This window comes from Catenuloplanes nepalensis (genome assembly GCF_030811575.1).
Lineage (GTDB): Bacteria > Actinomycetota > Actinomycetes > Mycobacteriales > Micromonosporaceae > Catenuloplanes > Catenuloplanes nepalensis.
In genome coordinates this window covers 7979259-8006146 of sequence record NZ_JAUSRA010000001.1, presented here as the reverse complement: position 1 = coordinate 8006146, position 26888 = coordinate 7979259, and the positions used below count along the sequence as shown (strand labels likewise).

Sequence of the window (26888 nt, the reverse complement as noted above, 5' to 3'; positions counted from 1 at the left end):
CCGAGCCGAAGCGGCCGATAGGTTTAGACGGACCGCCAAAAGACTGGCGACTGTCGGGGAGAGGACAGCAATGGCTGACGGCAGGCGTCCCGGTGACGACCAGGGCCCGTCCGACGAGACGCGGCAGTGGCGCGGCGACGACGCGCGGTACTGGGGCGGTGACGATCACACGTCCGCCCGCCCGCCGGCCGACCCGTGGGCCGCGAACGAGGAGACCCGGTTGCAGCGCCCGACGGGTGGCCCGCCCGGCCCCGCGCAGGGTGGCCCGCCCCGCGGTCCTCAGCAGGGTGGCCCGCCGCGCGGCGGCGACCAGACCGCGCCGTACCGTCCGGTTCCCGGTGGCCCCGATCAGACCGCGCCCTACCGCCCGGTCGCCGGCGGTCCCGGCGGCAACGACCAGACCCGGCCATATCGTCCGGTCCCCGGCGGTCCCGATCAGACCGCGCCCTACCGCCCGGTGCCCGGCGGCGACGCGACCCGGCGGATGGACCCGGTGCAGGGCGGGCCGGCCGGACCGGCTGGCCCCGCCGGGCAGGACCCGTGGACCGCGCGCGCGTCCGTGCGTCCCTCCGAACCGGCCGGGGCGTTCACCCAGTCCGACCCGTTCTCCCGCAACGACCCCGGCTGGGGCGAGCCGGAGGAGCCGAACCGCAAGTGGCTGATGCCGGTGATGTGGGGCGTGATCACGCTGCTCGTGATCCTGCTGCTCGGCGTCGGCATCTACTTCGGCACGCAGGCCGGCGGCGGCGACCCGGAGCCGACCCCGAGCGTGACCACCGCCGCGACGCCGACCGCGGAGCGGACCAGTGCGGAGCCGTCCGAAGAGGCGTCCGAGGAGCCGACTCCGGAGGAGACCACCGCGGCGCCGAGCCCGACCCGGGCCGCCGAGGTGGAGGTGCCGCGGATGACCGGTTACACGATGCAGGAGGCGCAGCAGGAGCTGGCCGGGCTCGGCCTGCCGTTCGCCCTGGTCTACCAGACCACGGACGACTTCGACCCGAACACCGTGATCGACTCGGATCCGCCGGGCGGTGCCGTGGTGCCGAAGGGCACGAAGATCACGCTCACCGTGGCCCGTGCGCCGGAGCCCACCGCGCCCGCGGAGCCGACCGGCGGCCCCACCACCGAGCCGGGGCCGAACGGCTGACCCGATCAGCGACTGCGGACCGCGACGGCCGAGGTCGAGAGACCCGGTCGTCGCGGTGCGGCGGCGCCGGCCCTCGCCTCCGGTGAGGCGTTGATCTGGCGCAGGCCGTCCACCTGCACGAAGATCGAACGGCGCTCGACGGCGTCGCCGCCCACGTTGAGCTCGTATCCGTCCAGCCAGACCCAGCCGTCGTAGGTCGGCCAGTCATGGACTCGGATCACCCGGAAGTAGAGCGGCTCGACGAACTGAACGCTCGCCGAACGGGTCACGCAGAGGATATCGCCGGACCGGGGCAACACATCGACTCCTTGCTACGCGGTTTCGCTGCGTCGGGTCTTGTCCCGTGGCACGCGTGGTGCGCCCACGAATGGCGTTTCGGTCACCTGTTTCGCTGGCTGCGAATTGTTATCGAACCGGCGTGAGGGTAGGCCGGTGCTCAGTGGCGCGGCGTATGTGGTCCACCTTCCCGCCCGGCATGTCGGACTTCGTCCCTACTTGAACGGACAGACTGGGAACTTTGAGTGACCCACGCCATACACACAGATTGCATCACGAGCCTAGTCAATGCAAGTTGCACGTTGGCGCCCGCCTACCGGGTGCCGGTCCGGTTGATGGGCTTCCGTGACACCCGTCAGACTGAATGTCCTGCCGATAGCGAGCGCAAGTTCGATCTTTCTGGTCGGGTTGATCCGGCCGGTCCACCCCCAAGCCGGAGGTAGCGGTGACCCAGCGCCGAAGCCCCACGGTCCGGCGCCGCCGCCTCGGTGCCGAGCTGCGCAAACACCGTGAAGAAGCCGGTGTGACCATCGAGGCGGTGGCCGACCGTCTGCACTGCTCGACCTCCAAGGTCTCACGAATCGAGACCGGGCACACCAGTGCGACGCCGCGGGATGTCCGCGCGATGCTGGAGATTTACGGCATTGACGGCGACGAGTCCGCCGAACTGGTCCAGATCTCCCGCGAGGCGCGGCAGAAGGGCTGGTGGCACCCCTACAGCACCGTCCTGACCGGCGCATACGTCGGTCTGGAGGCGGAGGCGAACTCGGTCCGGGCGTACGAACAGCAGGTTGTTCCCGGTCTCCTCCAGACGGAGGAGTACGCACGGGCGATGATTCGGTCCGCCCGGCCGGACATCTCCGCCGATGAGGTGGAGAGAAGAGTCCGTGTCCGAATGGAGCGTCAATCGTTGCTGATGCAGGACGACCCGATCGACCTGTGGATGGTGCTCGATGAAGCGGTAGTCAGCCGGCCGGTCGGCGGCGATGCGATCATGCGAGCCCAGATTCACCATTTGGTCGTGACCGCCGAGCTGCCGAACGTGACGTTGCAGGTCCTGCCGTTCTCGGCGGGCGCGCATGCCGGCATGGACGGAACGTTCACAATTCTCGACTTCCCCGAGCCCACCGACACCGACGTCGTCTACGCGGAGAACGCGACCGGTGGGCTGTTCCTGGAGAAGGCGGACGAGTTGCGAAAGTACGTCTTCATCTTCGATCACATCCGCGCCGCGGCCCTCCGACCGGAGGAGTCCGTATCCCTTTTAGCGGACCTGGCGAAGGAGCCATTGTGGGAGTGGAGACAGCGGGACCTGACCTGACCGGCGCGACGTGGCGCAAGAGTTCTCGCAGCGGCCCCAACTGTGACAACTGTGTGGAGATCGCTTTCGTCACGCCGGCGATCGCGATTCGTGACTCGAAGGACCCGAACGGACCGGCGCTGATCCTCGCGCCGAACGGCTGGTCCGCGTTCCTCGCCGGCACCAAGAACGGCGAGTTCCACCTGTAGGGGCAGACGTCCGGTGGGCCGTACGCTGCCGTCCGGCCCACCGGATCCCCGCAAAACAGACATATTCGCCGTGGCCGGATCGCCAGGACCTTCGTTGCACTCATGAACCCGGTGATGCGCCGGGCCGAGTTGAAGCGAGCTAGGCAGGCGAGAGCAGTGAGCATTGGACCCGACAACCTCGGCGGCGGATCGGCGACGCAGGACCGGTTCGCCGGTCACCTCAACGGCTACCGCCCGATCCAGCGCGACCGGGTCCTCTCCGGCGAGGTCGGCCCCGACGTGGAACTGAGCCCGCGCTCCGGCGCGCTCGACGAGCCGTCCATCGACCACAGCCCCCGGCTGCCGTCGCTGGCGCTGGCCGGCCTGGAAGAGCCGGTGTACCCGACCACCGGCTGGCCGGACACCTCCGACCCGGGCCCGCTCGCGGACCACCCACTGCTCCGTGGCCTGCTCCTCGAACTGCCCCCGCGGGGTTCCCTCCCCGAGCCCGGCTGGCTGGACCGCTGGTTCGAGGCCACCCGCGCCATCCTGGAACTGATCTACACCCAGAGCGCTCTCGACCGCCGCTGACCCACCACTGACCCGCCGCTGATTTCCAGGGTGGTCATTCCACAGCCGCGAGCTGTGGGCCAGGCCGGGGCTGGGCAGTTCAAGGGCTTGATCTTCCGCTTCCGGCGGCCGATGAGCTGAACCGCTGCTGACGTCCCGGGTGGTTATTCCACAGCCGCGAGCTGTGGGCCGGGCCGGGGCTGGGCAGTTCAGGGGCTTGATTTTCCGCTTCCGGCGGCCGATGAGCTGAACCGCTGCTGACCTCCATCGTGGTGATTCCGCAGCCGCGAGCTGTGGGCCGGGCGGGGCAGCTCAGGGGCTTGCTCTTCCCGCTTCCGGCGTGGTGCGGCCCGTTTGCTCCCGACTCCGTTGCCCATTCGGCGGCGGCTCGCGTCAATGATCCTTCGGGCATGAGTGGTCGCGACAGCACGACCACCACGCCGACTTCCGCTCGACGCTGTCCGAGCTATGGGGGAAATAATCTGAAATTTCGGGCTGATGCTTCCGGTCTCCGGCCGGGCTCGCGGTTTCCGATGCCGAATGGGCAACGGAGTCGCTCCCGCGGGCAAACGCTCGCGGCGGCCTCCGCCGCCGCTCCGGTCGCCGCATCGGAGCCGGTGCCGCCGCTGGTTACCGAAGAGCCACGCGACTTCGCGTTCGATCGCGAGCCGCGCGGCGCCTTCCGGCGCCTGGGTCCCGCGTAGCCCCTGCCCGACCCGGTCTGCCGGCCCGAACCGGGTCGTCGCTGCCGCGGCCGTCCCGTCGGAAGCCTTGTGGATCATTGAGCGATACACCAGGTAGATCGACTTCGCGGATAAGTCGCACCTGTGTATCACTCAATGATCACCCGGCCTCGTCGGTCGGCACGCCACCTCCGTTATGTGGGGAGATGTCGGGCGGCGGCCGGAGCCGGCGACGTCAGGCATCTCGTGAAGATCCAGCCTGAGCACGTTGGGCCGTGCACGGCCCAACGTGCCGCAGCGCATCGTTGGCGTCGCCCCCGCACGGCCGCGAGGTATGGCAGCGCGTAGTGGGCATCAGCCCGCGCGGTCGTGAACGTGCGGGAGTGCGTCGTGGGCACCGCCTCGCACGGTCACGACGTGCGGGGTGCGTTCGTTGGGCCGCCCGCGCGGCTGTGACATGCGGCGGTGCGTCGTGGGCACGGGCCCGCGCGGTCGTGACGTGTGGCGGTGCGTCGTGGGCATCGCTTCGCAGGGGGCCGGGGTGGCCGTGGGGTCCGGTGTGGCCGGTCAGCGGGTGAGGGCGGCGGCGGAGGCGCGGCGGATTGTGATCGCGGTCTCGGCGAGACGGCTGTGGCGCAGCGCGTGGCGGATCGCGAGGGCGAGCGTGGCGAGCGCGAGGCCGGTCACGATCACGCCGATCGCGCCGGAGCCGGCCGGGTCGAGCCAGCCGGTGGCGAGCGTGCCGGAGACGGTGGCGGACAGGGCGGCGGCCAGGGCCGTGGCCTGCAGCGGGATCGCGAGCAGCGGGTGTGCGGCGCCGGCGCGCAGCGCGGGCGGCAGCGGCACGCCCGGCGCCGAGGTGAACGCGGACGTGGCGGTCCGGATCCGGGCCACGCGGCGCAGCGTGAAGCCGGCCGCGAACACGGCCGGGACCAGCGGAAGCAGCAACGACAGCAGGCGCGGGTCGATCGTGCCGGGCGTCGCCGGTGACCATTCCGGGGCCGGGATCAGCGCCAGCGCGACCAGGACGGCGAGGCCGCCGGTGACGAGCGCGAGTACCGAGCCGGAGCGCTGCCGCAGCGCGCGTGCGGACGGCGCGTCGGGCAGCCCGTCCGCCAGGACGCCGGCGGTGAGCCAGACGGCGGCGAGAGCGAGCATGGCCCCGAGATGCACGGCTTCGGTCATGCCCTTCAGCGTTACCCACATCGACACCCGGCGAATCGGGGGAGTGCCCTGGCCAGGCCCGGGTCCACCACCCGTAGGGGGTCACGTGGCTTTCAGTACCAAAAATCCGGTTATTTCGGATCTGGTGGCTGAGGGGTACGGCGCCATAGCCTGCCGGGGCAGGTTTCGCGCCTCGTGGCGTGGCATGGACCGGCCTGGGGAGGGTCGGCCGGGGTCCCGCGTACCTCATTGTGCCCGGGACCCCGTCTTCCGCCGCCGGCCATGCAACACCCAGGAAACTGGGAGTTGCATTTCCAGGTCCGGCGGGGGCAGTCTTGTCAATGTGGAGCCAGGTGCCGTGGTGAACCGCGGCGACGTGCTGGCCCTCGCCGATACGGATTACAAGTTCGGCGCGGGCGACCTCGTGCTGCTGGTCGACGACGTGATGCACGTCCAGCGCCTGCCGGACGGCCTGTGGCTCTACGTGCGCGGCGTGCGCCTCGACGACTCCGGCAACCCGCGCGACCCACGTCAGGTGCTGGTGCGGCTGTCCGCGATCCCCGCCGCCATCCGCCACCCCACCGGCTGCCCCTAGCGCCGCTCTCCGCGCGCCGCCGCCCGACCTCCACGCGCTACCAGCCGCCCGCAGCGCGCCCAAGCTCCATGCGCCACCAGCCGCCTCGCAGCGCCCAAGGTCCACGCGCCACGCGCCACGCGCCACGCGCCACGCGCCACGCGCCACGCGCCACGCGCCACGCGCCACGCGCCACGCGCCACGCGCCACGCGCCACGCGCCACGCGCCACGCGCCACGCGCCACGCGCCACGCGCCACGCGCCACGCGCCACGCGCCACGCGCCACGCGCCACGCGCCACGCGCCACGCGCCACGCGCCACGCGCCACGCGCCACGCGCCACGCGCCACGCGCCACGCGCCACGCGCCACGCGCCACGCGCCACGCGCCACGCGCCACGCGCCACGCGCCACGCGCCACGCGCCACGCGCCACGCGCCACGCGCCACGCGCCACGCGCCACGCGCCACGCGCCACGCGCCACGCGCCACGCGCCACGCGCCACGCGCCGCGCCACGCGCCACGCGCCACGCGCCACGCGCCACGCGCCACGCGCCACGCGCCACGCGCCACGCGCCACGCGCCTAAGCTCCATGCGCCACCAGCCGCCCCGCAGCGCGCCAAGTTCCGCACGTCATCGGTCGCCCGCAGCGCGCCGAGCTCTGTGATCGGGCGTCTCTCCTGCTGTTGGGACAGCAGGAGAGACGCCCCGATCACGGTTCAGAGGGTTTTCATGTGGAAGCCGCCGTCCACGTTGATCACCTCGCCGGTGCTGTGCGGCAGCAGGTCGGTGGCGACCGCGACGACCGCGCGGCCCACGTCGTCCGGGCGGCCCCAGCGGCGGATCGGCTGGATGCCCTTGTTGAAGATCAGGTCGTCGTACTTCTCGGTGACCGCGCCGGTCATGTCCGTGGCGATGATGCCGGGCCGGATCTCGTAGACGTTGATGCCGTGCTCGGCCAGCCGCGCCGCGAAGAGCTGCGTGGTCATCGCCAGGCCCGCCTTGGAGACGCAGTAGTCGCCACGGTTCACGCTCGCGGTGTAGGCGCTGTTCGACGAGATGATCACGATTTTCGGTCGGGTCTCACCCTCCGGCTGCGCGATCATGCGGTTGGCGGTGGACTGGATCAGGAAGTACGGCCCCTTGAGGTTGATGCCGAGCACCCGGTCGAACGACTCCTCGTCCGCCTCCAGGATGTCCGCTCGCACCTTCGGCGCCACGCCAGCGTTGCTGACCAGCAGATCCAGCCGGCCGAACGCGGCGTAGGTCTCGGCCAGCAGCCGCTCCCGGTCCGCGGCCACGGAGACGTCGGCCTGGACGGTCAGCGCGCGCCGGCCGAGCGCCTCGACCTCCGCGGCGACCTCCTTCGCGGCGTCGACGTTGCCGGCGTAGTTGACCACCACGTCGTAACCGGCGCCGGCCAGGGAGAGGACGATGCCACGGCCGATGCCGCGGGAGCCGCCGGTGACGAGCGCGATCATCGCGTACCCCCGAAGAATGTGTAGTAAGGCTCGTCGCGGGCGACGCGCTGGAGGTAGAGCGCCAGCTCACGGGCGTGGTAGTCGCCCCACATGCTGGACTCGCCGTTCGGTACGCGCTGCCCGTCCGCCACGTGGTCCCAGCCGTTCGGGCGGTGGTAGACCGAGTGCAGGATCAGGCCCTGGTGCGCCGGGTCGGTGGAGAGGTAGGGCTCCGCGAACAGCGTGTTCGCCACGGTGAGCCCGGCCTGCCAGTACTTCCGGCCGTCCTCCGCGCGCCCGTTCGCGGTCAGGTACCGGCCGAGGCGGAGCAGGCCCTGCGCGCCGATCGCGGCCGCGGACGAGTCGACCGGCTCGTGTGCGTTGTACGGGTCGGCCGGCCGTCCCAGGTAGTCGCCGAGGTGGGCCAGGCCGGGTGCGCCGGTGTCCCAGTACGGAATGCCGTCGGCCGGGGTGTGCTCCAGGTAGAAGTCGCAGGTCGCGGTGGCCGCGTCGAGCATCATCGCGGTGATCTCCGCCCGCCCGCCGAACGCCTCCAGCTCGTCGTCCGCGACCGTGTCCAGGAACTCCAGCTGCTCCGGGTAGCCGAGCATCGCCCAGGCCAGGCCGCGCGTCCAGGTGCTGAACGGGGAGTAGCCCTGCTGCGAGCTCGGCGCGCGGTAATGGCCGTCGTTCACGTTGAACAGCGACTCGTGCGCGGTGCGCCCGCGGACGTCGTAGAAGTCGCGACCGGTCCCGTACCAGATGTTGAACCGGGCGGTGTTGCGCGCGTGCTCGACGATGCGGCCGAGCAGTGAGATCCGCTCGTCGTGCTCGCCCATCAGCGCGTGCCCGAGCAGGTGCGACACGGCCAGTGCACGGCAGGACCGGATGGTGTCCACGAACAGCGACTGCGGGCCGTTGAACGAGTAGATGTAGCCGGTACCGTCCTGCGTGCTCTGCCAGCGGGCCGCCTGCACCGCACCGGTGATCTTCAGGGCCAGCTCGTGGAAGTTCCGGTCCTCCGCGCCGATCCGGCCCTCGCCGGCCAGCCGCCAGAGGTTGCCGTACGTGCTGACGTTGTTGAAGCCGTGGTCGTGCACGCCGATGTGGCTGACGTGCCCGGCCATCACGTTCACGGTGGCGTCCCGGCCGATGGTCAGGAACCGTTCGTCGCCGGTCGCGTCGAACTGCAGGATCGCGGAGCCGTACTGAAATCCCTGGGTCCACTCGGTCCAGCCGCGGGCCGTGTACCGCCCGGCGACCGTGAAGACCGGCGAGGGGGAGCCGGGCGGGCAGGTCTGCTCGATCGACTCGATCTTCGCGGCCGAGGCCTCCCAGAGCCGCGCGATCGCGGGTAGCAGGTCTGCCGGGCTGAGCCCGTCGTCGATCTTCATGGCGGCGCCCTTCCGTCGGTGTGGCGTGCTGCCACAGCATAGGAAAGCGCTTGCCTGAAGAAAACCCCTAGATGGAGAACGTGGGCGGGCGTTCGTTGGCCGGCTCCGGCGGGCGTGCGTCCCACAGCCGGGTCTTCTGCGCGCCGAGCCGGGCCAGGTAGGCCGGATTCAGCACGATGTAGCGCCGCCACAGCCGCCGCGGTTCCAGGCCGAGCCGCCAGAACCACTCCAGGCCGACGCGCTGCATCCACACGGGCGGGTTGCGCAGCAGGCCGGCGTGGTAGTCGAAGGCGGCGCCCACCGCGAGCAGCGGCATGTCCAGCAGCGGCCGCATCGCGTAGGTGAACACCTCCTGCCGGGGGCAGCCCAGCCCGACCAGGACGAGTCGCGCGCCGGACGCCGTGATCCGTGCCGCGATCTCCTCGTCCTCGCCCGCCTCGACCGGCCGGAACTTCGACGACTCCACGCCCGCGATCCGGATGCCGGGGAACAACCGTGCCAGCGCCGGTACGAGTAGGGCCAGCGTGTCCTCGGTGGAGCCGTAGAGGTAAACGGGCAGGTTCTCGGCCGCGCACCGGGCCAGCACGCGCAGCGTCAGCTCCGGCCCGTAGACGCGGTCCGCCAGCCCGGCCCGGTGCAGCAGGTTGAGTGCCCAGCGCACCGGCTGCCCGTCCGGCGTGACCAGGTCGAAGCCGTTGAGGCGGGCGTTGTGCGCCGGGTCCAGCACGCCGGTCATCACGCCGTGCACCGCGAGCGCGGTCAGCGCGAACGGCCGCCGCCGTTGCGCCGCCTCGATGATCTGGTCGACCGCGGACTCGTAGTCGACCACGTCCACCAGCACGCCGAGCACGTTGCGCTTGCCCTGCGCGATCATGAGACGAACCCCGGGACCCACTTGTCCGCGTTCGCCTCGTAGATCTCCCGCAGGATCATCGGCACGTCGTAGACCTGGCGCCAGGCCGGGTAGTCGCGCTCGAACGCCGCGTTGGACCCGATCCACCACCGGTGGTCACCCACCCGGTGTTCCGGCACGTACTCCGTCCGCATCGGCAGCCCCGTGATCGACTCAGCCAGCGCGAACGCCTCCAGGTGCGAGCTGTTCGACCGCCGGCCGCCACCCAGGTTGTACACAGCGGCGCATCGAGGCGCGCGAAAGAACGCCTCGAAGGCCGTCAGTACGTCGTGACTGTGAATAGAGTCACGAACCATTTTTCCCTTGTACCCGAAGATCTTGTAGATGCGCTGCTCCATGTTGCACCGCATCAAGTAAGCCAGATATCCGTGCAGCTCAGTGGCCGAATGCGCAGGCCCGGTCAGGGTTCCTCCGCGGAACACCGCCGTCCGCATCCCGAAGTACCGCCCGTACTCCTGCACCATCACGTCCGCCGCCACCTTGGACGCCCCGAACACCGAGTGCAGCACCTGGTCTATGGACATCGACTCGGGGATGCCGCCGGCGAACGGATGCTCCCGAGCCAGCTCGAACCGGGTCTCCAGCTCCTCGAACGGCAGCCGGTTGACCCCATCCCCGTAGACCTTGTTCGTCGAACAGTGAATGAACGCGGCCTCTTCGCAGTGCTCTCGCACGTTCTGCAGCACGTTCAATGTCCCGACCGCATTGACATCGAAGTCCGTAAACGGATCCCGCACCGCCCAGTCATGCGACGGCTGCGCTGCGGTGTGGATCACAACCGAGATGTCCGACCCGAACTTCTTGAAGACCGACGACAGTCCTTCTCGATCACGAATATCCAGGTCAAAGTGCGTATACCGCGATCCGAGATCCCGCACCAGCCGCCGGGTGTTCCACGCGGTGGACGCCTCGCGCCCGAAGAACTGCCCCCGCATGTCGTTGTCGACCCCGACGACATCCAGCCCCAGCCCCGCGAAGTGCCGCACCGCCTCCGACCCGATGAGCCCTCCAGCCCCGGTCACCAGCGCAACACCCACCAGAACACCCCACGTTCGCAAGCCGCGGCCGTACCTTTCACGGACTCCAACGACTCGCAAACCACAACGCAACCCCAAAAAACATACCTAAAGCGGCACACTCCACCCGTACCGTGGAGGCGGTCTTGATTGTTCGGGTCTTCAAAGCCACGCCGATCGCAAGAAACCCGGAACGCGGGGCACCCGGCAAGGCCACGCCGATCGCAAGATTTCCGGAATGCGGGGCACCCGGGCAAGGCCACGCCGGATCGCAAGAAATCCGGAACGTGGGGCACCCGGGCAAGGCCACGCCGATCGCAAGAGACCCGGAACGTGGGGCACCCGGGCAAGGCCACGCCGGATCGCAAGAAATCCGGAACGTGGGGCACCCGGGGCTCGGCCCCGGGGCAGAATGACGAGAGGCCCCCGGTTCGCGCTTTCCGCGAACACAGAGGGCCTGGACTCTCGTGGGGATGGGGGGAGTTGAACCCCCACGTCCTTTCGGACACACGGACCTGAACCGTGCGCGTCTGCCATTCCGCCACATCCCCGTGGCTGAGAACTACCCTAGAACATAGGCTCGGAAGCCTCGGCTTCGGGGGGTTCCCGGTCTCTCAAGATCACCTGCAGCATCGATAACAACTCCGCTGCGTTGTTCTTGTGAGGTGCCCGAACAGACTACGCTGTCCAAGGCTCGCATCACGAAACCGTTGCTGTGAGCAGCTTTCCGCCCGTGATGCCTCGGAAGAGTAGCACGGCACCCACCAGTCCCTGTATGAAGACTGGCAACCAGCGGTCGTTTGCCACGCGAGCTGCGTGAGCGGCGGCCGGATACCATCATGTCCTCGGAACCCGAGGAGGAGCCGGTGAGCGTGCTGCAACGCTTCGAGAAGCGATTGGAAGGCCTTGTCGAAGGGGCCTTCGCAAAGGTCTTCAAGGGGGTCGTCCACCCCGTGGAGATCCTCAACGCCATGCAACGAGAGGCTGAGGCGCACAAGGCTATCCTGGCCGGCGGGCGCACTCTGGTCCCGAACCGCTACGTGATCGACCTCTCGCCGTACGACCACAGTCGTCTGGCGCCGTATGCTGCTGCCCTCGCGCAGGAGCTGGCGCAGTCCCAGGCCGAGTTCATCGGTGAGCAGGCCTGGACCGTCTACGGCGACGTGATCGTCGAGATCGAGCGCGGTGACGGCCTGGACACTGGCATGTTCCGGGTCACGGCCGAGGTCTACACCGGTGGCGAGGTCGCCCCGATGCAGGGCGGCTACGACCAGGGCGGCGGCGGTTACGACCAGGGTGGCTACGGCCAGCAGGGTGGTTACGACCAGGGCGGCGGTTACGACCAGGGCGGCTACCCGCCGCACGGTGGCGGTGCCCCGGGTGGGCGCAACATCCGCCTCGTGTCGGGTGACGGCCGCACCTACCCGCTGCAGATCGGCTCGACCGTGATCGGCCGTGGCGACCAGGCGAACCTGCGTCTGCCGGACGTCGGCATCTCCCGCCGGCACGCGCGGCTGGACTTCGATGGCAGTCAGGTGGTGCTGACCGATCTCGGATCGACGAACGGGACGATGGTCAACGGGCAGCGGGTCTCCGCGGTCGCGTTGAATCCCGGCGACATGATCCAGCTCGGGACGACCACTCTGACCTTCCGCGTGGACGGTTAGGCGCCTTGCCAGAGCTCGTCCTCACTGTCGCCCGGATAGGCCTGATCGTCCTTCTGTGGATCTTCGTGTTCACGGTGGTCGGCGTGATCCGGCGAGACCTTTTCGCCGGCGCGCGGTCCAGTCGTCTGGTGGCCGCGCCACGGGGGGTGGGTGCGGCCCTCAACCAGGCGCGTCCCGCGGCGAAGGTCAAGCGTGGCCGCGCGGCGCGGCAGATGGTGGTCACCGCCGGTCAGCTGGCCGGCACGCGCATCACTTTGGGTGAAGCGCCGATCACTATCGGTCGTGCCGAGGACTCCACGCTGGTGATCACGGACGATTTCGCGTCCGCACGTCACGCGCGCCTGATGCCCCGAGACGGCCAATGGTTCCTTGAGGACATGGGCTCGACCAACGGGACATACCTGGACCGCGCTAAGGTCACTGGACCTACCCCCGTCCCCCTGGGCGTTCCGATCAAGATCGGGCGCACTTCTCTCGAGTTGCGGCCATGACTCTGACCCTGCGCTACGCGGCACGCAGTGACCGCGGTCTGATTCGAGACGGCAACCAGGATTCCGTCTATGCCGGGCCGCGGCTCCTCGCCGTGGCCGACGGCATGGGCGGCATGGCCGCCGGAGACGTCGCCAGCAACATCGTGATCGGTGCGATGGCCCCGCTGGACGAGGACGTTCCCGGCAGCGCCCTGGTCGACGCTCTGCGGAACGCCGTCGAAACAGCGAACCAGCAGCTTCGTGACACCGTCGACGCGAACCCGCAGATGGAGGGCATGGGCACCACGCTCACCGCCGCCCTCTTCTCGGGCACGAAGTTCGGCATGGTGCACATCGGTGACTCCCGTGCCTACCTTCTGCGCGACGGCGAGTTCTCCCAGATCACCAAGGACGACACGTACGTTCAGATGCTCGTCGACGAGGGGCGGATCAGCCCCGAGGAGGCCGGCAGCCACCCCCAGCGTTCGCTGCTCACCCGCGCGCTCGACGGCCGGGACATCGACCCGGAATACAGCGTTCGTCAGGTGCTGCCCGGCGATCGCTACCTGATCTGCTCGGACGGGCTCTCCGCCGTGGTCAGCGCGGAGACCATCGCGGACACGCTCCGGGAGTACGTCGACCCGCAGCAGTGCGTCGAGCGGCTGGTCCAGCTCGCGCTCCGCGGCGGCGGCCCGGACAACATCACGGTCGTGATCGCGGACGCCACCGACGGCGACATCGTCGAGCTCGCTCCGATGGTCGGCGGCGCGGCCGCCGGCGACCGGGGTCTCGGCGCCGTCACCGACACGTCCACGCCCGCCGCGCGTGCCTCCGCGCTGAACCCGCCGCGTTCGGCGTCGCCGGACTCGGAGAACGGCTCGGAGTCGACGCCCGCCGAGGAGACCGCGGAGAGACCGCGCCGGCACCCGGTGCGCACCGCCGTGCTCTCGGTCGCGCTGCTCGCGGTGCTGGCCGGCGGCGTCTGGGGCGGCTGGCAGTACACGCAGTCGCAGTACTACGTGGGTGCCACCGCCGACGGCCGGCTCGCGGTCTTCCAGGGCGTGCCCGGGGAGATAGCCGGCTTCGCGCTGTCCAGCGTGCAGGAGACCAGCGAGGCCGCGACGCTCGACGACCTCACCGTCGTCGCGCAGGAGCGGGTCAAGAAGGGGATCGTCGCCAACGACCGGACGGACGCGGAGCGGCGGCTCGACGAGCTGACCACGGACACGCCGTCGAACCCGAACCTGAAGCCGGCCTGCGAGACCGCGCCCCCGGTGGCGGTGACCCCGTCCCCGACGCCGTCCGCGGCACCCCCCTCGCCCACGGCGACCCCGTCCGGCAGCGCTCCCGCGCCCTCCGGATCGTCCACCAGCGCGACCGGCTCACCCTCGCCGAGCGCGCCGCAGACCTCGTCCGCCGCCGCGACGCCCGCGCCTGACGTGCCGCCGGTCGCCGACCCGGCGAGTTGCCGGCCGGCCGGCTGAGCCGGCACCACCGACCGCAGGGAAGAACCGTGACAGCGCCAGCAGCACCGGCAGCCTCGCCCGCCTCAACGGGCGAGATGCCGCGACTCAAGTCCGCCGACAGCACCAAGCGCCGCAACAGCGAGCTTGCGCTGTTGGCGCTGGCGCTTCTTCTGGTGCTGGCGTATTACGCCACCGTCGAGGCGACCATGCTCGACACGATCACCCCGGATTTCTGGGTGCCGACCGCGGCGCTCGCCGGGGTGTTCCTGGCGATGCACGTGGTGGTCCGGTTCCTGGCACCGTTCGCCGACCCGGCGCTCATCCCGGCGGTGGCGTTGCTCAACGGCCTGGGCGTCGGCTTCCTCCGCCGCCTGGACCTGGGCGGCACCGAGGTGGCCGAGCGGGCGGCGCTCTCCACCTTCTCCGGGGTCGGTGGCCGGCAGCTCGCCTGGACGCTGATCTCGGTGGTGCTGGCCGCGGCGCTGCTCGTGCTGATCCGCGACCACCGGAACGTGTCGCGCTACTCGTACACGCTGGGTCTGATGGGCATCGTGCTCATCATGATCCCGGCGGTGCTGCCCGCGCGCTTCTCCGAGGTCAACGGCGCGAAGCTGTGGATCAAGTTCGGCAGCTTCCAGATCCAGCCCGGTGAGTTCGCGAAGCTGGCGCTGGTCGTGTTCTTCGCGTTCTACCTGGTGCGCAAGCGCGAGGTGCTGTCGCTGGCCGCGAAGCGGTTCCTCGGCATCGACTTCCCGCGCGGCCGCGACCTGGGCCCGGTCCTCGTGGTGTGGATGATGTCGCTGCTGGTCCTGGTCTTCGTCAAGGACCTCGGCACCGCGCTGCTCTACTTCGGCCTGTTCATCGTCACGCTCTACGTGGCGACCGAGCGGGTGAGCTGGCTGATCATCGGTCTGCTGCTCTTCTTCGGCGGCGTGTTCCTCGCCTACTTCCTGGGTGCCTCGATCGGCGGCCCGTTCGCCAACTTCTACGACCGCGCGCAGATCTGGCTGGACCCGTTCTCCGAGCCGGACACCCGGGGCTATCAGCTGGTCCAGTCGTTGCTCGGGCTCGGCACCGGCGGCCTCTTCGGCTCCGGGCCGGGCGGCGGTGCGCCGGGCCTGATCCCCGAGGTCCGCAACGACTTCATCTTCGCCGGCATGGGTGAGGAGATCGGGCTCTTCGGCCTCGCCGCGCTGCTGATGCTCTACCTGCTCATCGTGGAACGCGGCCTCCGCGCCGCGCTGGACGTCCGGGACTCGTTCGGCAAGCTGGTCGCTGGTGGCCTGGCGTTCACCATGGGTTTGCAGGTCTTCGTCATCATCGGTGGCATCAGCGGTCTCATCCCGCTGACCGGCCAGACCACACCGTTCCTCTCCTCTGGGGGCTCCTCCTTGATGGCCAACTGGCTGCTGGTCGCGATGTTGCTGAGGATCTCGGACGCCGCGCGGCGCCCGCTCGCCGCAGGCGGTGGCCTCGCGACGGCGCCCGGCGGCAAGGCCGCGCCGCAGCAGCTGCACGGCGCCCCGACGGAGGTGATCCGCCCGTGAACGCACCCCTGCGCAAGGCCGGCATCGTCATCATGGTGCTGTTCGGCATGCTCTTCGCGAACCTCAACTGGGTGCAGGCCGTGAAGGGCGAGGAGTACCGGACCAACGCGTACAACACCACCCGGACCCAGATCGCGGAGTACGGGCAGCAGCGCGGCAATGTCGAGGTCAACTCCGGCACCGCCACCGAGGCGGTAGCGCTGAGCAAGCTCACCGACGACGCGCTGAGTTACCAGCGGGAGTACCCGTTCGGTGACCTCTACGCGCACGTCACCGGCTACAAGCCGGTCTACATGGGCAGCACGTCGGTGGAGCGCTTCGAGAACGACTATCTCTCCGGGCAGAGCGACGAGCTCTTCACGGACCGGGTGCGGGCGCTGTTCACCGGCGAGGAGTCGGCCGGCGGCAACATCCTGCTCACCGTCAACAAGAAGGCGCAGGAGACGGCGTACAAGCAGCTCAAGGAGAACGAGCTGGGTGTGACGGTGGGCGCCGCGGTGGCGATCGACCCGAGCACCGGCGGGATCCAGGCGATGGTCTCCATGCCGAGTTTCGACCCGACGCCGCTGGTCGGCCACGACGCCGACGCGGCCGCCGCGGCGTACGCGAAGTACGAGGCGGACAAGGGCAAACCGCTGCTCAACCGTGCGGTGGCCGAGGTCTGGCCGCCCGGCTCGGTCTTCAAGATCATTGACTCGGCCGCGGCGCTGGAGGCGGGCATGACGCCGGAGACCAGCGTGCAGGCCGGCCCGGCGTACACCGCGCCCGGCACCACGCACGAGATCACGAACGCGGGTCCGGGCGTCTGCCCGGAGTCGGAGATCACGCTGATCCGTTCGCTGACCGTCTCCTGCAACACCAGCTTCTCCCGGCTCGCGGTGGAGAAGCTCGGCGCGGACGCGCTGAAGAAGAAGGCCGCCGACTTCGGCTTCGAGGACACGGCGCTGACCTGCGGAAACCTGAAGAACAACACCGGTCTGACGGTCGCCACCAGCACCACCGGCGAGATCGCGAACCCGGACGGCTCCGAGGACAAGGCGGGTCTCGCCCAGTCCGCGATCGGCCAGAAGGACGTGCGGATGACGCCGCTGCAGGGCGCGATGATCGCGGCCGCGGTGGCGAACGACGGCGTGCAGATGCGCCCCTACATCGTGGACCGGCTGCTCGGGCCGGACCGCACCTCGACGCACTACACCGCGAGCCCGCAGGAGCTGCGCCGCTCGGTGGACAGCGACGTCGCGCGCGACCTGCAGACCATGATGGAGAGCGTGGTCAACAACGGCACCGCCACCTCCGCGCAGGTCGAGGGCTACGACGTCGGCGGCAAGACCGGTACCTCGCAGAACGGCGTCACGGACAACCACGGCTGGTTCGTCGGCTACGCGATGAAGGACGGCAAGCCGGTCTCCGCGGTCGCGGTCTTCCTGGAGGCGGCCGGCGACGGCGGCTCAGCCGAGGCGACCCGGATCGCCGGCCAGATCCTGAAGGCCGTCACGTCGGAGCGGGGCGGGAACTGATGATCGCCCCCGGAGCCATGCTCGGCGGTCGGTACCGCTTGGAGGAGCGGATCGCCAGCGGCGGCATGGGTGACGTCTGGAAGGGCACCGACGAGGTGCTCGGCCGGACCGTCGCGGTGAAGATCCTGCTCCCGGCGCTGCTGGACGAGCACGGCTTCGCGGAGCGGTTCCGCGGCGAGGCACGCACGATGGCCACGGTCAACCACCCCGGCGTGGTCGACATCTACGACTACGGCAGCGACACCCAGGTCGCGTTCCTGGTCATGGAGTACGTGGAGGGCGACGCGCTCTCCCGCACGCTCGGCAAGGTCGGCCGGCTCACCCCGGCCCGGACCATGGCGCTGGTCGCCCAGGCCGCGGACGCGCTGCACGCGGCCCACCAGAAGGGCATCGTGCACCGCGACGTCAAGCCCGGCAACCTGCTGGTCCGGCCGAACGGCACGCTGGTGCTCACCGACTTCGGCATCGCCCGGTCCGACATGGTCGGCTCGCTCACCGTGGCCGGCTCCGTGCTCGGCACCGCGGCGTACATCTCACCGGAGCAGGCCTCCGGCGAGACCGCCACGCCGGCCTCGGACGTCTACGCGCTCGGCGTGGTCGCCTACCAGTGCCTCTCCGGCCGGCGGCCGTTCGAGGGCGACAACCCGCTGGACATCGCGATGCGGCACGTGCGGGACACGCCGCGGCCGCTCCCGGCGGACATCCCGCCGGCCGCACGCGGAATCGTCGAGCGCGCGATGTCCAAGGCGCCGGCCGCCCGCTTTCCGAGCGCCGCCGCGATGGCCGTCGCCGCACGTCAGGCCGCGGCCGCGCTGGCCAACACGCCCCGCCCGGCCAACCGGCCGAGCTCCGGCGCGCCGATCACCGGCCGGGTCTCCGCACCGCCGGCCACCGGCCCGGCGTCACCGACCTCACCGGCCGCGGTCGGTGCGCCCGGTCCGCAGCAGGCCGTGGCGCCGCCGATCAGCGGTCAGCCCATGATGGGTGGAGTGCCGATCCGCGGCGCCGCGACCGTGCCGCCCCCGATCGGGGCGCCGCAGCAGCAGGTCCCGCACTACGCGCCGATGTACCCGCCACCGGCCGGCGGCTCCACCAGCCGGCAGGTGCTGATCGTGCTCGCGATCGTGCTCGGCCTGCTGGTGCTGCTCTGCGCGGGGGTCATCGCCTGGTTGGCCGGTCGGAACAACCCCACGGCGCTCGGCACTCCGCCGGGTGTGACGAGGGTCGTCACCGCCGCTGGAACTGACATTCTTCCGGTTGCGTCGTACCGTCGGGATGAGCGAATTGACCCGGACCGGGCGATCGAGAATGATCGACCGGTCCCGCATGTGTTCAACGACCAGGCCGGCGGCGAGCCGGCGCCGGGGACGAACGAGCTCCCCATGACCGAAGGACTACAGACGAGATGACTGCGCAGGCCCGCCTGCTGAACGGCAGGTACCAGGTCGGCGAGCTGCTCGGCTATGGCGGTATGGCCGAGGTGCACCAAGGCCGCGACCTCCGGCTCGGCCGGGACGTCGCGATCAAGATGCTCCGGACGGATCTCGCCCGCGACAACACCTTCCAGATGCGTTTCAGCAGGGAGGCGTCGAACTCCGCCGCCCTGAACCACCCCGCGATCGTGGCGGTCTACGACACCGGCGAGGAGATCGCCCCCACCGGTGAGAAGCTGCCGTTCATCGTCATGGAGTTCGTCAACGGGCGGACTCTGAAGGAGGTGCTGACGGCCGAGGGCCGTCTGCAGCCGCGCCGCGCCTTCGAGATCATGGCGGACATCTGCGCCGCGCTGGAGTTCAGCCACCGGCACGGCATCATCCACCGGGACATCAAGCCCGGCAACGTGATGGTCACCCAGACCGGCCAGGTCAAGGTGATGGACTTCGGCATCGCGCGGGCCCTGGCCAGCGGCGCCACCACCATGACGCAGACCAGCGCGGTGATCGGCACCGCACAATATCTCTCGCCTGAGCAGGCGCGCGGCGAGCCGGTCGACGCCCGGTCCGACGTCTACGCGGCCGGCTGCGTGCTGTTCGAGCTGGTCGTGGGTCACCCGCCGTTCGTCGGCGACAGCCCGGTCAGCGTCGCCTACCAGCATGTCCGGGAGGAGCCGCCGACGCCGAGCGACCTCAACCCCGAGGCCGGCCCGGACCTGGACGCGATCGCGCTCAAGGCGCTGTCGAAGAACCCGGCGAACCGCTACCAGAGTGCCGGCGAGATGCGTGCGGACCTGCTGCGCGCCGCCACCGGCCGCCCGGTGATGGCCACGCCGGTGATGCGCGAGGACGAGACGCAGTACCTCGGCGCCACCTCCGGCGCGACCCGGACGATCCCGCAGGGTGGCGGCATGCCGCCGCGCCCGGCGCAGAGGGAGTCGTCCGCCTGGGTCGTCGCCGGCCTGAGCGCGGTCGCGGTGCTGGTGGTGATCGGCCTGATCGCCTGGATCGCATTCCGGTCGGACGGGACCGAGGAGCCGACAAGTCTGCAGGTCAGCGCGGTCGTCGGCATGTCGAAGGACGACGCCGAGAAGGCGCTGCGGGACGACGGCTTCGTGCCCGCCTACGACCCCAAGCCGCAGACGGACAACTGCACGGTCGGCCAGGTCGTCAAGCAGAGCCCGGAGGCGGACGCCACGGCAGAGCGCGGTGACACGGTCACGCTGACCATGTGCGCGGAGAAGGACACCGTCCAGGTGCCGAACCTGGTCGGCACCCAGTGGGACGCCGCCCAGAAGGAGCTCACCGACGCGGGCCTGGAGCCGCAGCGGCGGGACGTGAACGGCACGGCCCCGGAGGGTCAGGTCGTCAAGGTCGACAAGGTCGGCGACTCGGTCGCGAAGGGCACCACCATCGTGGTCGAGGTGTCCCGCGGCAACATGGCCGAGGTGCCGAACGTGACCGGCCAGCCGCCGGCCGCGGCGCGGGCGCTGCTGGTGCAGGCCGGCTTCACCGTGGAAGAGGTGGACGGCCAGTCGGTTCCGGCCGGCACCGCGCCGGTCGTGGCCGACCAGAGCCCGAACGCCGGCAGCCAGGCGGAGCAGGGCAGCCGGGTCCAGATCGTCATCACGGTGCCGCAGGCGCCGGCGCCGAACCCGACCACGGCGGGCCCGGAGGAGTCGGAGGAGCCGGGCGGGGGCAACAGCACCCCGACGACACCGCCGCCGGTGTCGCCGACCGGTGAGGCGGACTGACGCTCCGAACGAGACGAGGGCCGTGACCGCGAAGGTCACGGCCCTCGGCCGTTTCAGGATCAGCAGAACCCGGCGGGGGTACGGCCGCTCAGACGAACGCGCCCAGGCGGCGGGTCTCCGCCTCCGCGGCCAACTCCGGCGCGCGGTCCAGCGCCGAGGACAGGCCGCAGGCGGCGAGCCAGTTGGCCAGCATGGTGTGGCCGCCCTCGGTGAGCACCGACTCGGGGTGGAACTGCACGCCCTCGACCGGCAGCGTGCGGTGCCGCATCGCCATCACCACGCCGGACTCGGTCGTGCCGGTCACCTCGATCTCGTCCGGAAGCGTCTCCGGGACGACCGCCAGCGAGTGGTAGCGCGTCGCGGTGAACGGCTGCGGCAGGCCGGCCAGCACGCCGTCACCGGAGTGCGAGACCAGGGACGTCTTGCCGTGCAGCAGCTCCGGCGCGTGCGTGACCGTGGCACCGAACGCGGCGCCGATCGCCTGGTGGCCGAGGCAGACGCCGAAGAGGGGGATCTTCCCGGCGTACTCCCGGATCACGTCCAGCATGATCCCGGCGCGCTCGGGCGTGCCCGGGCCGGGGGAGAGCAGGACCCCGGCGGCGCCGGAGCGGCCGACGTCGGCCACGTCGATCTCGTCGTTGCGCCGCACCTCGCACTCGGCGCCCAACTGGCCGAGGTACTGCACGAGGTTGAAGACGAACGAGTCGTAGTTGTCGATCACGAGAATGCGCATCGTCAGCTCGCCGTCGGCTCGGGGTTGTTGGTCGCGGTGTCGTAGGGCACGTCGTGGCCGTCGCCGGGGGCGGTCGTGCCCGCAGGTGCCCCGTCGCCGGCCGGAGCCTGCGTCGAGGTGCCGAAGTCGTCGCCGACCTGCACGTCGTCGAACGGCAGGATCGGCTCGGCCCAGGGGAAGATCACGAACCAGAGCAGCGCCACCAGCACGCCGGTGATCAGCAGGGAGCCGGTTATCTTGCCGGGGGTGCCGAACGGCAGCTTGCGCCAGATCCACGCGTACATGTGTTACTCCAGGACCGAGGGCTTCTCACCGGGCACGCGGGGTTCCTGACTGCTCAGCTCCGCGTGGATGATCAGCCGCTCGTAGTTGTCCAGCTTCGGGTTGCAGGTGGTCAGCGTGAGCATGCGCTCGGTGGGCTCCACGCCGGGCTGGTTGGGCACCGGCGCGACGACCTCGACCTGGTTCGGCTTGACGATGTGCTCCACCGTCACCTGGTAGATGAACCAGGAGTCCTTGGTCTCGACCACGATCGGATCGCCCTCGACCAGCTCGTCGAGCGCCCAGAACGTGGCGCGGTTGCGGTGGCCGGCGACGGAGAAGTTGCCGACCTCGCCGGGCATCGCGCTGTTCGGGTAGTGGCCGGGCGCGTATCGGATGTCCTCCGGCGTGACGCCCTGGTTGACCACCCACCGCTTGTCCAGCCGCGGGATGTAGAGCCGGCCGACCGGGCCGTCCGGCGCCGCCTCGGCGGACGCGGTCGGTGTCGGGCCGACCGTGGGCGCGTTGTCCCAGGCCTGGTTGAGCTGCTCGTCCAGGTCGTCCTGGTGCGCGTCGACGACCGCGCCGGAGCCCCACACCTCGTACGCCGCGAACAGCAGCACGATCATGCCGAAGGTGATCATGAGCTCGCCGGCGCCGCGCACGACCGCCATGGTGCGGGTGAGCCAGGTGGGCCGGGTCAGCTCGGAGTAGACGCTCTTGTAGCCGTCCTCGAGCCGCTCCGCGCGCAGCTGCACGACCTTGGCGCCGCGCGGGATCTTGTTCTCCGCGTGCTTGCCGCCGCCGTCGCCGGGCGTCTTCTCGTCCGGGCTCTTCCGCGCCGTGTCAGCGGCGAGTATCGCGCCCATCATCATCGTGGGCTCCGAGATCGGCGACGCCGGTGCGGCCGGCCGCTGCGGGCGTGCCGGCGCGTCCTGCGCGGGGAGCTGCGCGGTGTGGTCCGAGAGTGGCGGGGCAGACGGCCGGGGCCGGGCCGTGGTCGTGTCCAGCGGCGGCGCGACCGGCGCGGGCGCGGCCTGGCGCGGGGACATCGTGGGCGGCCGTGGACCGGCCGGACGGGCCGGCAGCGGCGCCGTCGTCTGGGTGTCGGCCGCCGGCCCGTACCCACCGGTCTGGGAGGTCTTGGGGTAGGGCGAGGGGCGGGGTGCCGTCTCCGGACGGCGCACGTGCGGCGCCGGCGGGTTCGGTGCGGTGCCGCCGTAGACCCGCGGGATTATCGCGGTGCTCTCCGGGGCCGGCTCCGTGGGCGGCTCCTCGGGCGCGGGCGCCGGCGAATACGTACTGGCGGCGTACGTGGCGGGCTGGCCGCGGCGCCCGGACGGCGGCTTGTCGCTGTTCATCGGGGTCACCCGGGGACATCCGCCGAGCGCAGGGCGGTGGATCCGTCATACGCCGGCACGGTGGTGTTCCCTTCCACGGTCTCTCGATAACCCAGCCCGTAATCGGCCACCGCCTGGCGGAAGGCCTGGACCCCGGACGACGACGCGAGGGACGCCCGCATCGGCTCCGGATCGCCGATCGCGATGATCTCGAAGGGCGGTGAGTAGACCCGCCCGTGGAGAAGCAGTGTGTTGCCGACACAGCGTACCGCGCTGGTCGAGATGACCCGAACTCCCATAATCGACATCGCCTCGGCACCACCGGCCCACATCGCGTTGACCACGGCCTGCACGTCGCCCTGGTGCACGACGAGGTCGTCGTTGGTGGCGCCGTTCGTGGTGTCGGTGCGCGGCGCGTCGTCCAGCACCACGCGCATGCCGGGGCCGCCCAGCGCGGTGAAGCCGGCCTGCTGCTGGTAGCCGTCGGCGCGGTCGTTCTGCGCCTTGACGGAGCCGTCCGAGGAGCCCTGCGCCTCGGTCCGCGCCCGCACGTCGTCGCGCAGCGCGTCGGCCCGCTCCTCCGCGGCCGTCACCCGGTCACGCTCGTCCTCGATCAGCTGGGCCAGCTGCGGGCGCCGGTCCTCGCGCAGCGCGGTGCCGGCCGCCGTCGTGGCGCTGGTGGTGAAGAGCAGGCCCGCGGCCAGCGCGATCACGGGTGTGCCGATCGACCAGACGGTCGGTGCACGGCCGCGCCGGCCAGGACGCAGCGCCCCGGTGGCCCGCCCGAGCACCTGCCGCCAGGACCGCACGTCGTCGGTGTACTCCACGCCTGTTTCGTCCTCCCCGTGTCCGCAGAGCGCGACCTGTGACAGTTTCTTTGCGGCCCGTCGATGCTTTAGCGCGCCGCCTTGACTACGCTAACGAACGAACAGTAGTTCGCCACGGACCACCGCCGCTCTCACCGGTCGCCTGGTCAGCGGGCGACCCGGATCCAAGACGGCAACCACAGGAGAACGCAGTGCCTAAGTCGCAGGTCCGCAAGAAGAAGGTCTACACCCCGCCCGCCGAGCTCGGGCCGGCGAAGACCGGTGCGGCGGCTGGCAAGCCCAGCCCGGTCTGGGTGCCGGCGCTCGCCTGTGTGCTGCTGGTCGCCGGCATCGCCTGGCTGGTGCTCTACTACCTCTCCAGCCAGCAGTACCCGGTGGCTTCCTGGGGCTACTGGAACCTCGGCGTCGGCTTCGGCTCGATGGTCGCCTCCCTGATCGTCTTCACGCGCTGGCGCTGACGATGCGTGCTTGGGCGCCCCCTGTCCGCGGAAAGCGCGGACAGGGGGCGCACGCATCATGCTGACCCGGGGGGCGCCCCCCCGGACCCCCACGTTCCGGTGGCCGCTGTGCGTGGTCGGGTTGCGGTAAGGCGGTCTCCGGACCTCGCGCTCCCGTGGTCGGGTTGCGGTAAGGCGGTCCCCGGACTCCGCGCTCCCGTGGTCGGGTTGCGGTAAGGCGGTCCCCGGACCTCGCGCTCCCGTGGCCGGGTTGCGGTAAGGCGGTCCCGGACCTCCGCGCTCCCGTGGTCGGGCTGCGGTAAGGCGGCCCGGTGTGCGGCGGGGCATCTGGGGTGATCCCGGCGGCACCGCTCTTTGCGGGCTGCGAGATGCTTCACGTTACGGCGCGCCTGTAGTTACTCGCGGGTAATGGGCGCGTAGGCTGCTGGGAGACTGCAGCCGTTCGCAGCAGCCCCGGGAGGCCTTTCGTATGGGCAGCGTCCAGATCGTGACGACGATTGTCGCCTTCGCCATCACGGCCGTCGCCGTCGTGCTGGCGGTTCGCGCGGTTCGCCAGATCATCCAGGTGATCCGGCTCGGTCAGCCGGCGCCGGAACGATTGTCCGACCCGCTGTCCCGGACCGTGGTCATGCTCAAGGAGACCGCGGGCCACACCCGGATGTTCAAGTGGGGCCTGATCGGCGCCGCGCACTGGTTCGTGATGGTCGGCTTCATCGTGCTGTCGCTGCTGGTGCTGGAGGCGTACTTCGAGGTCGTCACGCCCACCGGCGAACTGCCGATCATCGGCCACTGGGTGGTCTTCGGCTTCGCGACCGAGTGGATCGCCGTGCTCGGCATCCTCGGCATCGTCTACCTGATGGCGGTGCGCCTGGCGAACCGGCCGAGCCGGCCCGGCGGCCGCTCCCGGTTCACCGGCTCGACGATGTGGCAGGGCTACTTCGTCGAGTGGATCGTGCTGCTCGTCCTGATCTTCGGCTTCCTGATCCGCGGCTTCAAGGTCGCGACCGATCACTTCGCCTACCCGGTCTGGGCCGCGCCGGTCAGCCACGCGATCGGCGCGGTGCTGCCGTCCTGGGAGGCGGGCGCCAGCGTCGCCGCGATGGTCAAGATCATGATCTCGATGACCTGGCTCATCGTGATCTCGCTGAACGTCACCATGGGCGTCGCCTGGCACCGGTTCCTGGCGTTCCCGAACATCTGGTTCAAGCGCGAGCCGGCCAGGGCGGCCGGTTCCGGACTCGGCCCGCTCAGGCCGATGACCAGCGAGGGCAAGCCGCTCGACTTCGAGGAGGCCGACCCGGAGAAGGACCAGTTCGGCGTCGCCCAGGTCGAGCAGTTCACCTGGAAGGGCCTGCTGGACTTCTCCACCTGCACCGAGTGCGGCCGCTGCCAGTCGCAGTGCCCGGCGTGGAACACCGGCAAGCCGCTCTCGCCGAAGCTCATGATTTTGTCCCTGCGCGACCACGCGTACGCGAAGGCGCCCTACCTGCTGGCCGGCGGCGGCAAGGATCTGACCGGCGAGGAGAAGGCCACCGAGGCCCAGCTCGCGCACATGGACGTGCTCGCGGTCGCGGAGGGCAACCGGCCGCTGATCGGCACCGAGGCCGAGATGGGCGTGATCGACCCGGACGTGCTCTGGTCCTGCACCACCTGCGGCGCCTGCGTCGAGCAGTGCCCGGTCGACATCGAGCACGTGGACCACATCGTCGACATGCGCCGCTACCAGGTGCTGATCGAGTCGAACTTCCCGTCCGAGGCCGGCGTCATGCTGCGCAACCTGGAGAACAAGGGCAACCCCTGGGGCTCGCCGCAGAACACCCGCGAGGACTGGACCAAGGGCCTGGACTTCGAGATCAAGCGGGCCGGCGGCGACGACGACTTCGAGTACCTGTTCTGGGTCGGCTGCGCCGGCGCGTTCGAGGACAAGGCGAAGAAGACCACCCGCGCGGTCGCGACGCTGCTGCACGAGGCCGGCGTCGACTTCGCGATCCTCGGCGAGGGCGAGACCTGCTCCGGCGACCCGGCGCGGCGGATCGGCAACGAGTTCATCTACCAGATGCTCGCCCAGCAGAACGTGGAGACGCTTAAGGAGGCGAACGTCAAGAAGATCGTCGCCACCTGCCCGCACTGCTTCAACACGCTCGGCAACGAGTACAAGGACCTGGGCCTGGACGTCGAGGTCGTGCACCACACCGAGCTGCTCAGCCACCTGGTCGCGACCGGGAAGCTGACGCCGGTCAACCAGGTGGACGGCGGCGTCACCTACCACGACCCGTGCTACCTGGGCCGGCACAACCGGGTCTTCGCGCCGCCGCGCGAGGTGCTCGGCTCCTCGGTCAAGGGTGGCCTGACGGAGATGCCGCGTAATCAGGAACGCTCCTTCTGCTGCGGTGCCGGCGGCGCGCGCATGTGGATGGAGGAGAAGATCGGCAAGCGGATCAACATCGAGCGTACGGAGGAGGCGCTGGCCACGAACGCACAGACGATCGCGGTCGGCTGCCCGTTCTGCTACACGATGCTCGGCGACGGCGTGAACGCGAAGGGCCGGCACGAGGACGTCGAGGTCGTCGACGTCGCGACGGTGCTGCTCCGATCGATCAAGGCGGACAACGTACCGTCTGCGTAAGATTTTGAGCTTTTGATGCTTTACCGCGGCACCCGGGGAAGACAAGGATCTACCCCAGGTGCCGCGCCGGTTGCGGCAGGATAAGGCCGAGGTGAATCGATCAT

Annotated in this window: 24 protein-coding genes and 1 tRNA gene; 14 read left to right on the top strand and 11 right to left on the bottom strand. The window is 70.4% G+C overall.

All coding sequences use genetic code 11. The features are described from left to right. Positions 1-70: 70 nt before the first annotated feature. On the top strand, positions 71-1147 hold the full coding sequence (locus tag J2S43_RS34685) for a PASTA domain-containing protein (protein WP_306836374.1): 1077 nt from the start codon (positions 71-73) through the stop codon (positions 1145-1147). 5 nt (positions 1148-1152) lie between these two features. Here the strand turns inward: J2S43_RS34685 and J2S43_RS34680 are convergent, their stop codons facing one another. Then, positions 1153-1446, bottom strand: a complete 294-nt coding sequence (locus J2S43_RS34680; protein WP_306836371.1) for a hypothetical protein — start codon at positions 1444-1446, stop codon at positions 1153-1155. 422 nt (positions 1447-1868) lie between these two features. On the opposite strand from J2S43_RS34680, the gene J2S43_RS34675 reads away from it, so the two are divergent. The 3 genes from J2S43_RS34675 to J2S43_RS34665 all read left to right on the top strand — a co-directional run bounded on the left by J2S43_RS34675 (position 1869) and on the right by J2S43_RS34665 (position 3502). Next, a complete protein-coding gene (locus J2S43_RS34675) occupies positions 1869-2744 on the top strand; it encodes a helix-turn-helix domain-containing protein (RefSeq protein ID WP_306836369.1) in 876 nt (291 codons plus the stop codon). Continuing rightward, positions 2714-2932 (top strand): DUF397 domain-containing protein, encoded by a 219-nt coding sequence (locus tag J2S43_RS34670; protein ID WP_306836366.1) that lies wholly within the window; start codon positions 2714-2716, stop codon positions 2930-2932. Before J2S43_RS34675 ends, J2S43_RS34670 begins: the two co-directional genes overlap by 31 nt. A 156-nt stretch (positions 2933-3088) precedes the next feature. Beyond that, positions 3089-3502: a hypothetical protein gene (locus J2S43_RS34665; protein WP_306836364.1), complete on the top strand. Its 414-nt coding sequence runs from the start codon at positions 3089-3091 to the stop codon at positions 3500-3502. Positions 3503-4731: 1229 nt separating this feature from the next. Here the strand turns inward: J2S43_RS34665 and J2S43_RS34660 are convergent. Then, on the bottom strand, positions 4732-5349 hold the full coding sequence (locus J2S43_RS34660) for a hypothetical protein (RefSeq protein ID WP_306836362.1): 618 nt from the start codon (positions 5347-5349) through the stop codon (positions 4732-4734). A 340-nt stretch (positions 5350-5689) separates the two neighbouring features. Here J2S43_RS34660 and J2S43_RS34655 point away from each other — a divergent pair, with 340 nt between their 5' ends. Beyond that, positions 5690-5923, top strand: coding sequence for a hypothetical protein (locus J2S43_RS34655; protein ID WP_306836360.1), 234 nt, complete (start codon positions 5690-5692; stop codon positions 5921-5923). 698 nt (positions 5924-6621) lie between these two features. Here J2S43_RS34655 and J2S43_RS34650 read toward each other — a convergent pair. The 5 genes from J2S43_RS34650 to J2S43_RS34630 form a co-directional block, all read right to left on the bottom strand. Continuing rightward, positions 6622-7383: a 3-ketoacyl-ACP reductase gene (locus J2S43_RS34650; RefSeq protein WP_306836357.1), complete on the bottom strand. Its 762-nt coding sequence runs from the start codon at positions 7381-7383 to the stop codon at positions 6622-6624. After that, positions 7380-8756, bottom strand: a complete 1377-nt coding sequence (locus tag J2S43_RS34645; protein ID WP_306836355.1) for a hypothetical protein — start codon at positions 8754-8756, stop codon at positions 7380-7382. Before J2S43_RS34645 ends, J2S43_RS34650 begins: the two co-directional genes overlap by 4 nt. Positions 8757-8823: 67 nt before the next feature. Further along, a complete protein-coding gene (locus tag J2S43_RS34640; protein WP_306836354.1) occupies positions 8824-9630 on the bottom strand; it encodes a WecB/TagA/CpsF family glycosyltransferase in 807 nt (268 codons plus the stop codon). Further along, positions 9627-10706: an NAD-dependent epimerase/dehydratase family protein gene (locus tag J2S43_RS34635; RefSeq protein ID WP_306836352.1), complete on the bottom strand. Its 1080-nt coding sequence runs from the start codon at positions 10704-10706 to the stop codon at positions 9627-9629. Before J2S43_RS34635 ends, J2S43_RS34640 begins: the two co-directional genes overlap by 4 nt. Before the next feature lie 447 nt (positions 10707-11153). Next, positions 11154-11236 (bottom strand) — tRNA-Leu (locus J2S43_RS34630). A gap of 288 nt (positions 11237-11524) precedes the next feature. Between J2S43_RS34630 and J2S43_RS34625 the strand changes: the two genes are divergently transcribed. The 7 genes from J2S43_RS34625 (at position 11525) to pknB (ending at position 20539) form a co-directional block, all read left to right on the top strand. Next, positions 11525-12352, top strand: coding sequence for an FHA domain-containing protein (locus J2S43_RS34625; RefSeq protein ID WP_306839655.1), 828 nt, complete (start codon positions 11525-11527; stop codon positions 12350-12352). Between the two features lie 5 nt (positions 12353-12357). Further along, on the top strand, positions 12358-12843 hold the full coding sequence (locus J2S43_RS34620; RefSeq protein ID WP_306836350.1) for an FHA domain-containing protein FhaB/FipA: 486 nt from the start codon (positions 12358-12360) through the stop codon (positions 12841-12843). Next, positions 12840-14306 (top strand): PP2C family protein-serine/threonine phosphatase, encoded by a 1467-nt coding sequence (locus J2S43_RS34615; RefSeq protein WP_306836348.1) that lies wholly within the window; start codon positions 12840-12842, stop codon positions 14304-14306. The genes J2S43_RS34620 and J2S43_RS34615 overlap by 4 nt, the downstream gene beginning before the upstream one ends. Before the next feature lie 77 nt (positions 14307-14383). Beyond that, on the top strand, positions 14384-15835 hold the full coding sequence (locus tag J2S43_RS34610) for an FtsW/RodA/SpoVE family cell cycle protein (protein WP_306839653.1): 1452 nt from the start codon (positions 14384-14386) through the stop codon (positions 15833-15835). After that, on the top strand, positions 15832-17352 hold the full coding sequence (locus J2S43_RS34605; protein ID WP_306836346.1) for a peptidoglycan D,D-transpeptidase FtsI family protein: 1521 nt from the start codon (positions 15832-15834) through the stop codon (positions 17350-17352). Before J2S43_RS34610 ends, J2S43_RS34605 begins: the two co-directional genes overlap by 4 nt. Continuing rightward, positions 17352-18761 (top strand): serine/threonine-protein kinase, encoded by a 1410-nt coding sequence (locus tag J2S43_RS34600; RefSeq protein WP_306836344.1) that lies wholly within the window; start codon positions 17352-17354, stop codon positions 18759-18761. The genes J2S43_RS34605 and J2S43_RS34600 overlap by 1 nt, the downstream gene beginning before the upstream one ends. Next, positions 18758-20539 carry a Stk1 family PASTA domain-containing Ser/Thr kinase gene (pknB, locus tag J2S43_RS34595; protein WP_306836342.1) on the top strand — a complete coding sequence of 594 codons (1782 nt, stop codon included), beginning with the start codon at positions 18758-18760 and terminating at the stop codon, positions 20537-20539. Before J2S43_RS34600 ends, pknB begins: the two co-directional genes overlap by 4 nt. An 88-nt stretch (positions 20540-20627) precedes the next feature. Here pknB and J2S43_RS34590 read toward each other — a convergent pair whose 3' ends face one another. Genes J2S43_RS34590 through J2S43_RS34575 form a run of 4 tightly spaced genes read right to left on the bottom strand, consistent with a single transcriptional unit; the run spans position 20628 to position 23700 of the window. Next, entirely contained in the window at positions 20628-21272 is a 645-nt protein-coding gene (locus J2S43_RS34590) for an aminodeoxychorismate/anthranilate synthase component II (RefSeq protein ID WP_306836341.1), read from the bottom strand. 2 nt (positions 21273-21274) lie between these two features. After that, positions 21275-21556 (bottom strand): hypothetical protein, encoded by a 282-nt coding sequence (locus tag J2S43_RS34585; protein ID WP_306836338.1) that lies wholly within the window; start codon positions 21554-21556, stop codon positions 21275-21277. A 3-nt stretch (positions 21557-21559) separates the two neighbouring features. Beyond that, positions 21560-22894 (bottom strand): class E sortase, encoded by a 1335-nt coding sequence (locus J2S43_RS34580; RefSeq protein ID WP_306836336.1) that lies wholly within the window; start codon positions 22892-22894, stop codon positions 21560-21562. A gap of 5 nt (positions 22895-22899) precedes the next feature. Beyond that, positions 22900-23700 carry a DUF881 domain-containing protein gene (locus J2S43_RS34575; RefSeq protein ID WP_306836335.1) on the bottom strand — a complete coding sequence of 267 codons (801 nt, stop codon included), beginning with the start codon at positions 23698-23700 and terminating at the stop codon, positions 22900-22902. A gap of 191 nt (positions 23701-23891) precedes the next feature. Here J2S43_RS34575 and J2S43_RS34570 point away from each other — a divergent pair, with 191 nt between their 5' ends. Beyond that, positions 23892-24158: a cell division protein CrgA gene (locus J2S43_RS34570; protein WP_306836332.1), complete on the top strand. Its 267-nt coding sequence runs from the start codon at positions 23892-23894 to the stop codon at positions 24156-24158. Between the two features lie 469 nt (positions 24159-24627). Further along, positions 24628-26784 carry a (Fe-S)-binding protein gene (locus J2S43_RS34565; RefSeq protein WP_306836330.1) on the top strand — a complete coding sequence of 719 codons (2157 nt, stop codon included), beginning with the start codon at positions 24628-24630 and terminating at the stop codon, positions 26782-26784. Positions 26785-26888 lie beyond the last annotated feature (104 nt).

Coding starts and splice junctions, on each gene's coding strand:
- J2S43_RS34685 (WP_306836374.1), top strand. CDS start 71: ATGGCTGACGGCAGGCGTCCCGGTGACGACCAGGGCCCGTCCGACGAG.
- J2S43_RS34660 (WP_306836362.1), bottom strand. CDS start 5,349: ATGACCGAAGCCGTGCATCTCGGGGCCATGCTCGCTCTCGCCGCCGTC.
- J2S43_RS34650 (WP_306836357.1), bottom strand. CDS start 7,383: ATGATCGCGCTCGTCACCGGCGGCTCCCGCGGCATCGGCCGTGGCATC.
- J2S43_RS34645 (WP_306836355.1), bottom strand. CDS start 8,756: ATGAAGATCGACGACGGGCTCAGCCCGGCAGACCTGCTACCCGCGATC.
- J2S43_RS34640 (WP_306836354.1), bottom strand. CDS start 9,630: ATGATCGCGCAGGGCAAGCGCAACGTGCTCGGCGTGCTGGTGGACGTG.
- J2S43_RS34625 (WP_306839655.1), top strand. CDS start 11,525: ATGTCCTCGGAACCCGAGGAGGAGCCGGTGAGCGTGCTGCAACGCTTC.
- J2S43_RS34615 (WP_306836348.1), top strand. CDS start 12,840: ATGACTCTGACCCTGCGCTACGCGGCACGCAGTGACCGCGGTCTGATT.
- J2S43_RS34610 (WP_306839653.1), top strand. CDS start 14,384: ATGCCGCGACTCAAGTCCGCCGACAGCACCAAGCGCCGCAACAGCGAG.
- J2S43_RS34600 (WP_306836344.1), top strand. CDS start 17,352: ATGATCGCCCCCGGAGCCATGCTCGGCGGTCGGTACCGCTTGGAGGAG.
- pknB (WP_306836342.1), top strand. CDS start 18,758: ATGACTGCGCAGGCCCGCCTGCTGAACGGCAGGTACCAGGTCGGCGAG.
- J2S43_RS34590 (WP_306836341.1), bottom strand. CDS start 21,272: ATGCGCATTCTCGTGATCGACAACTACGACTCGTTCGTCTTCAACCTC.
- J2S43_RS34585 (WP_306836338.1), bottom strand. CDS start 21,556: ATGTACGCGTGGATCTGGCGCAAGCTGCCGTTCGGCACCCCCGGCAAG.
- J2S43_RS34580 (WP_306836336.1), bottom strand. CDS start 22,894: ATGAACAGCGACAAGCCGCCGTCCGGGCGCCGCGGCCAGCCCGCCACG.
- J2S43_RS34565 (WP_306836330.1), top strand. CDS start 24,628: ATGGGCAGCGTCCAGATCGTGACGACGATTGTCGCCTTCGCCATCACG.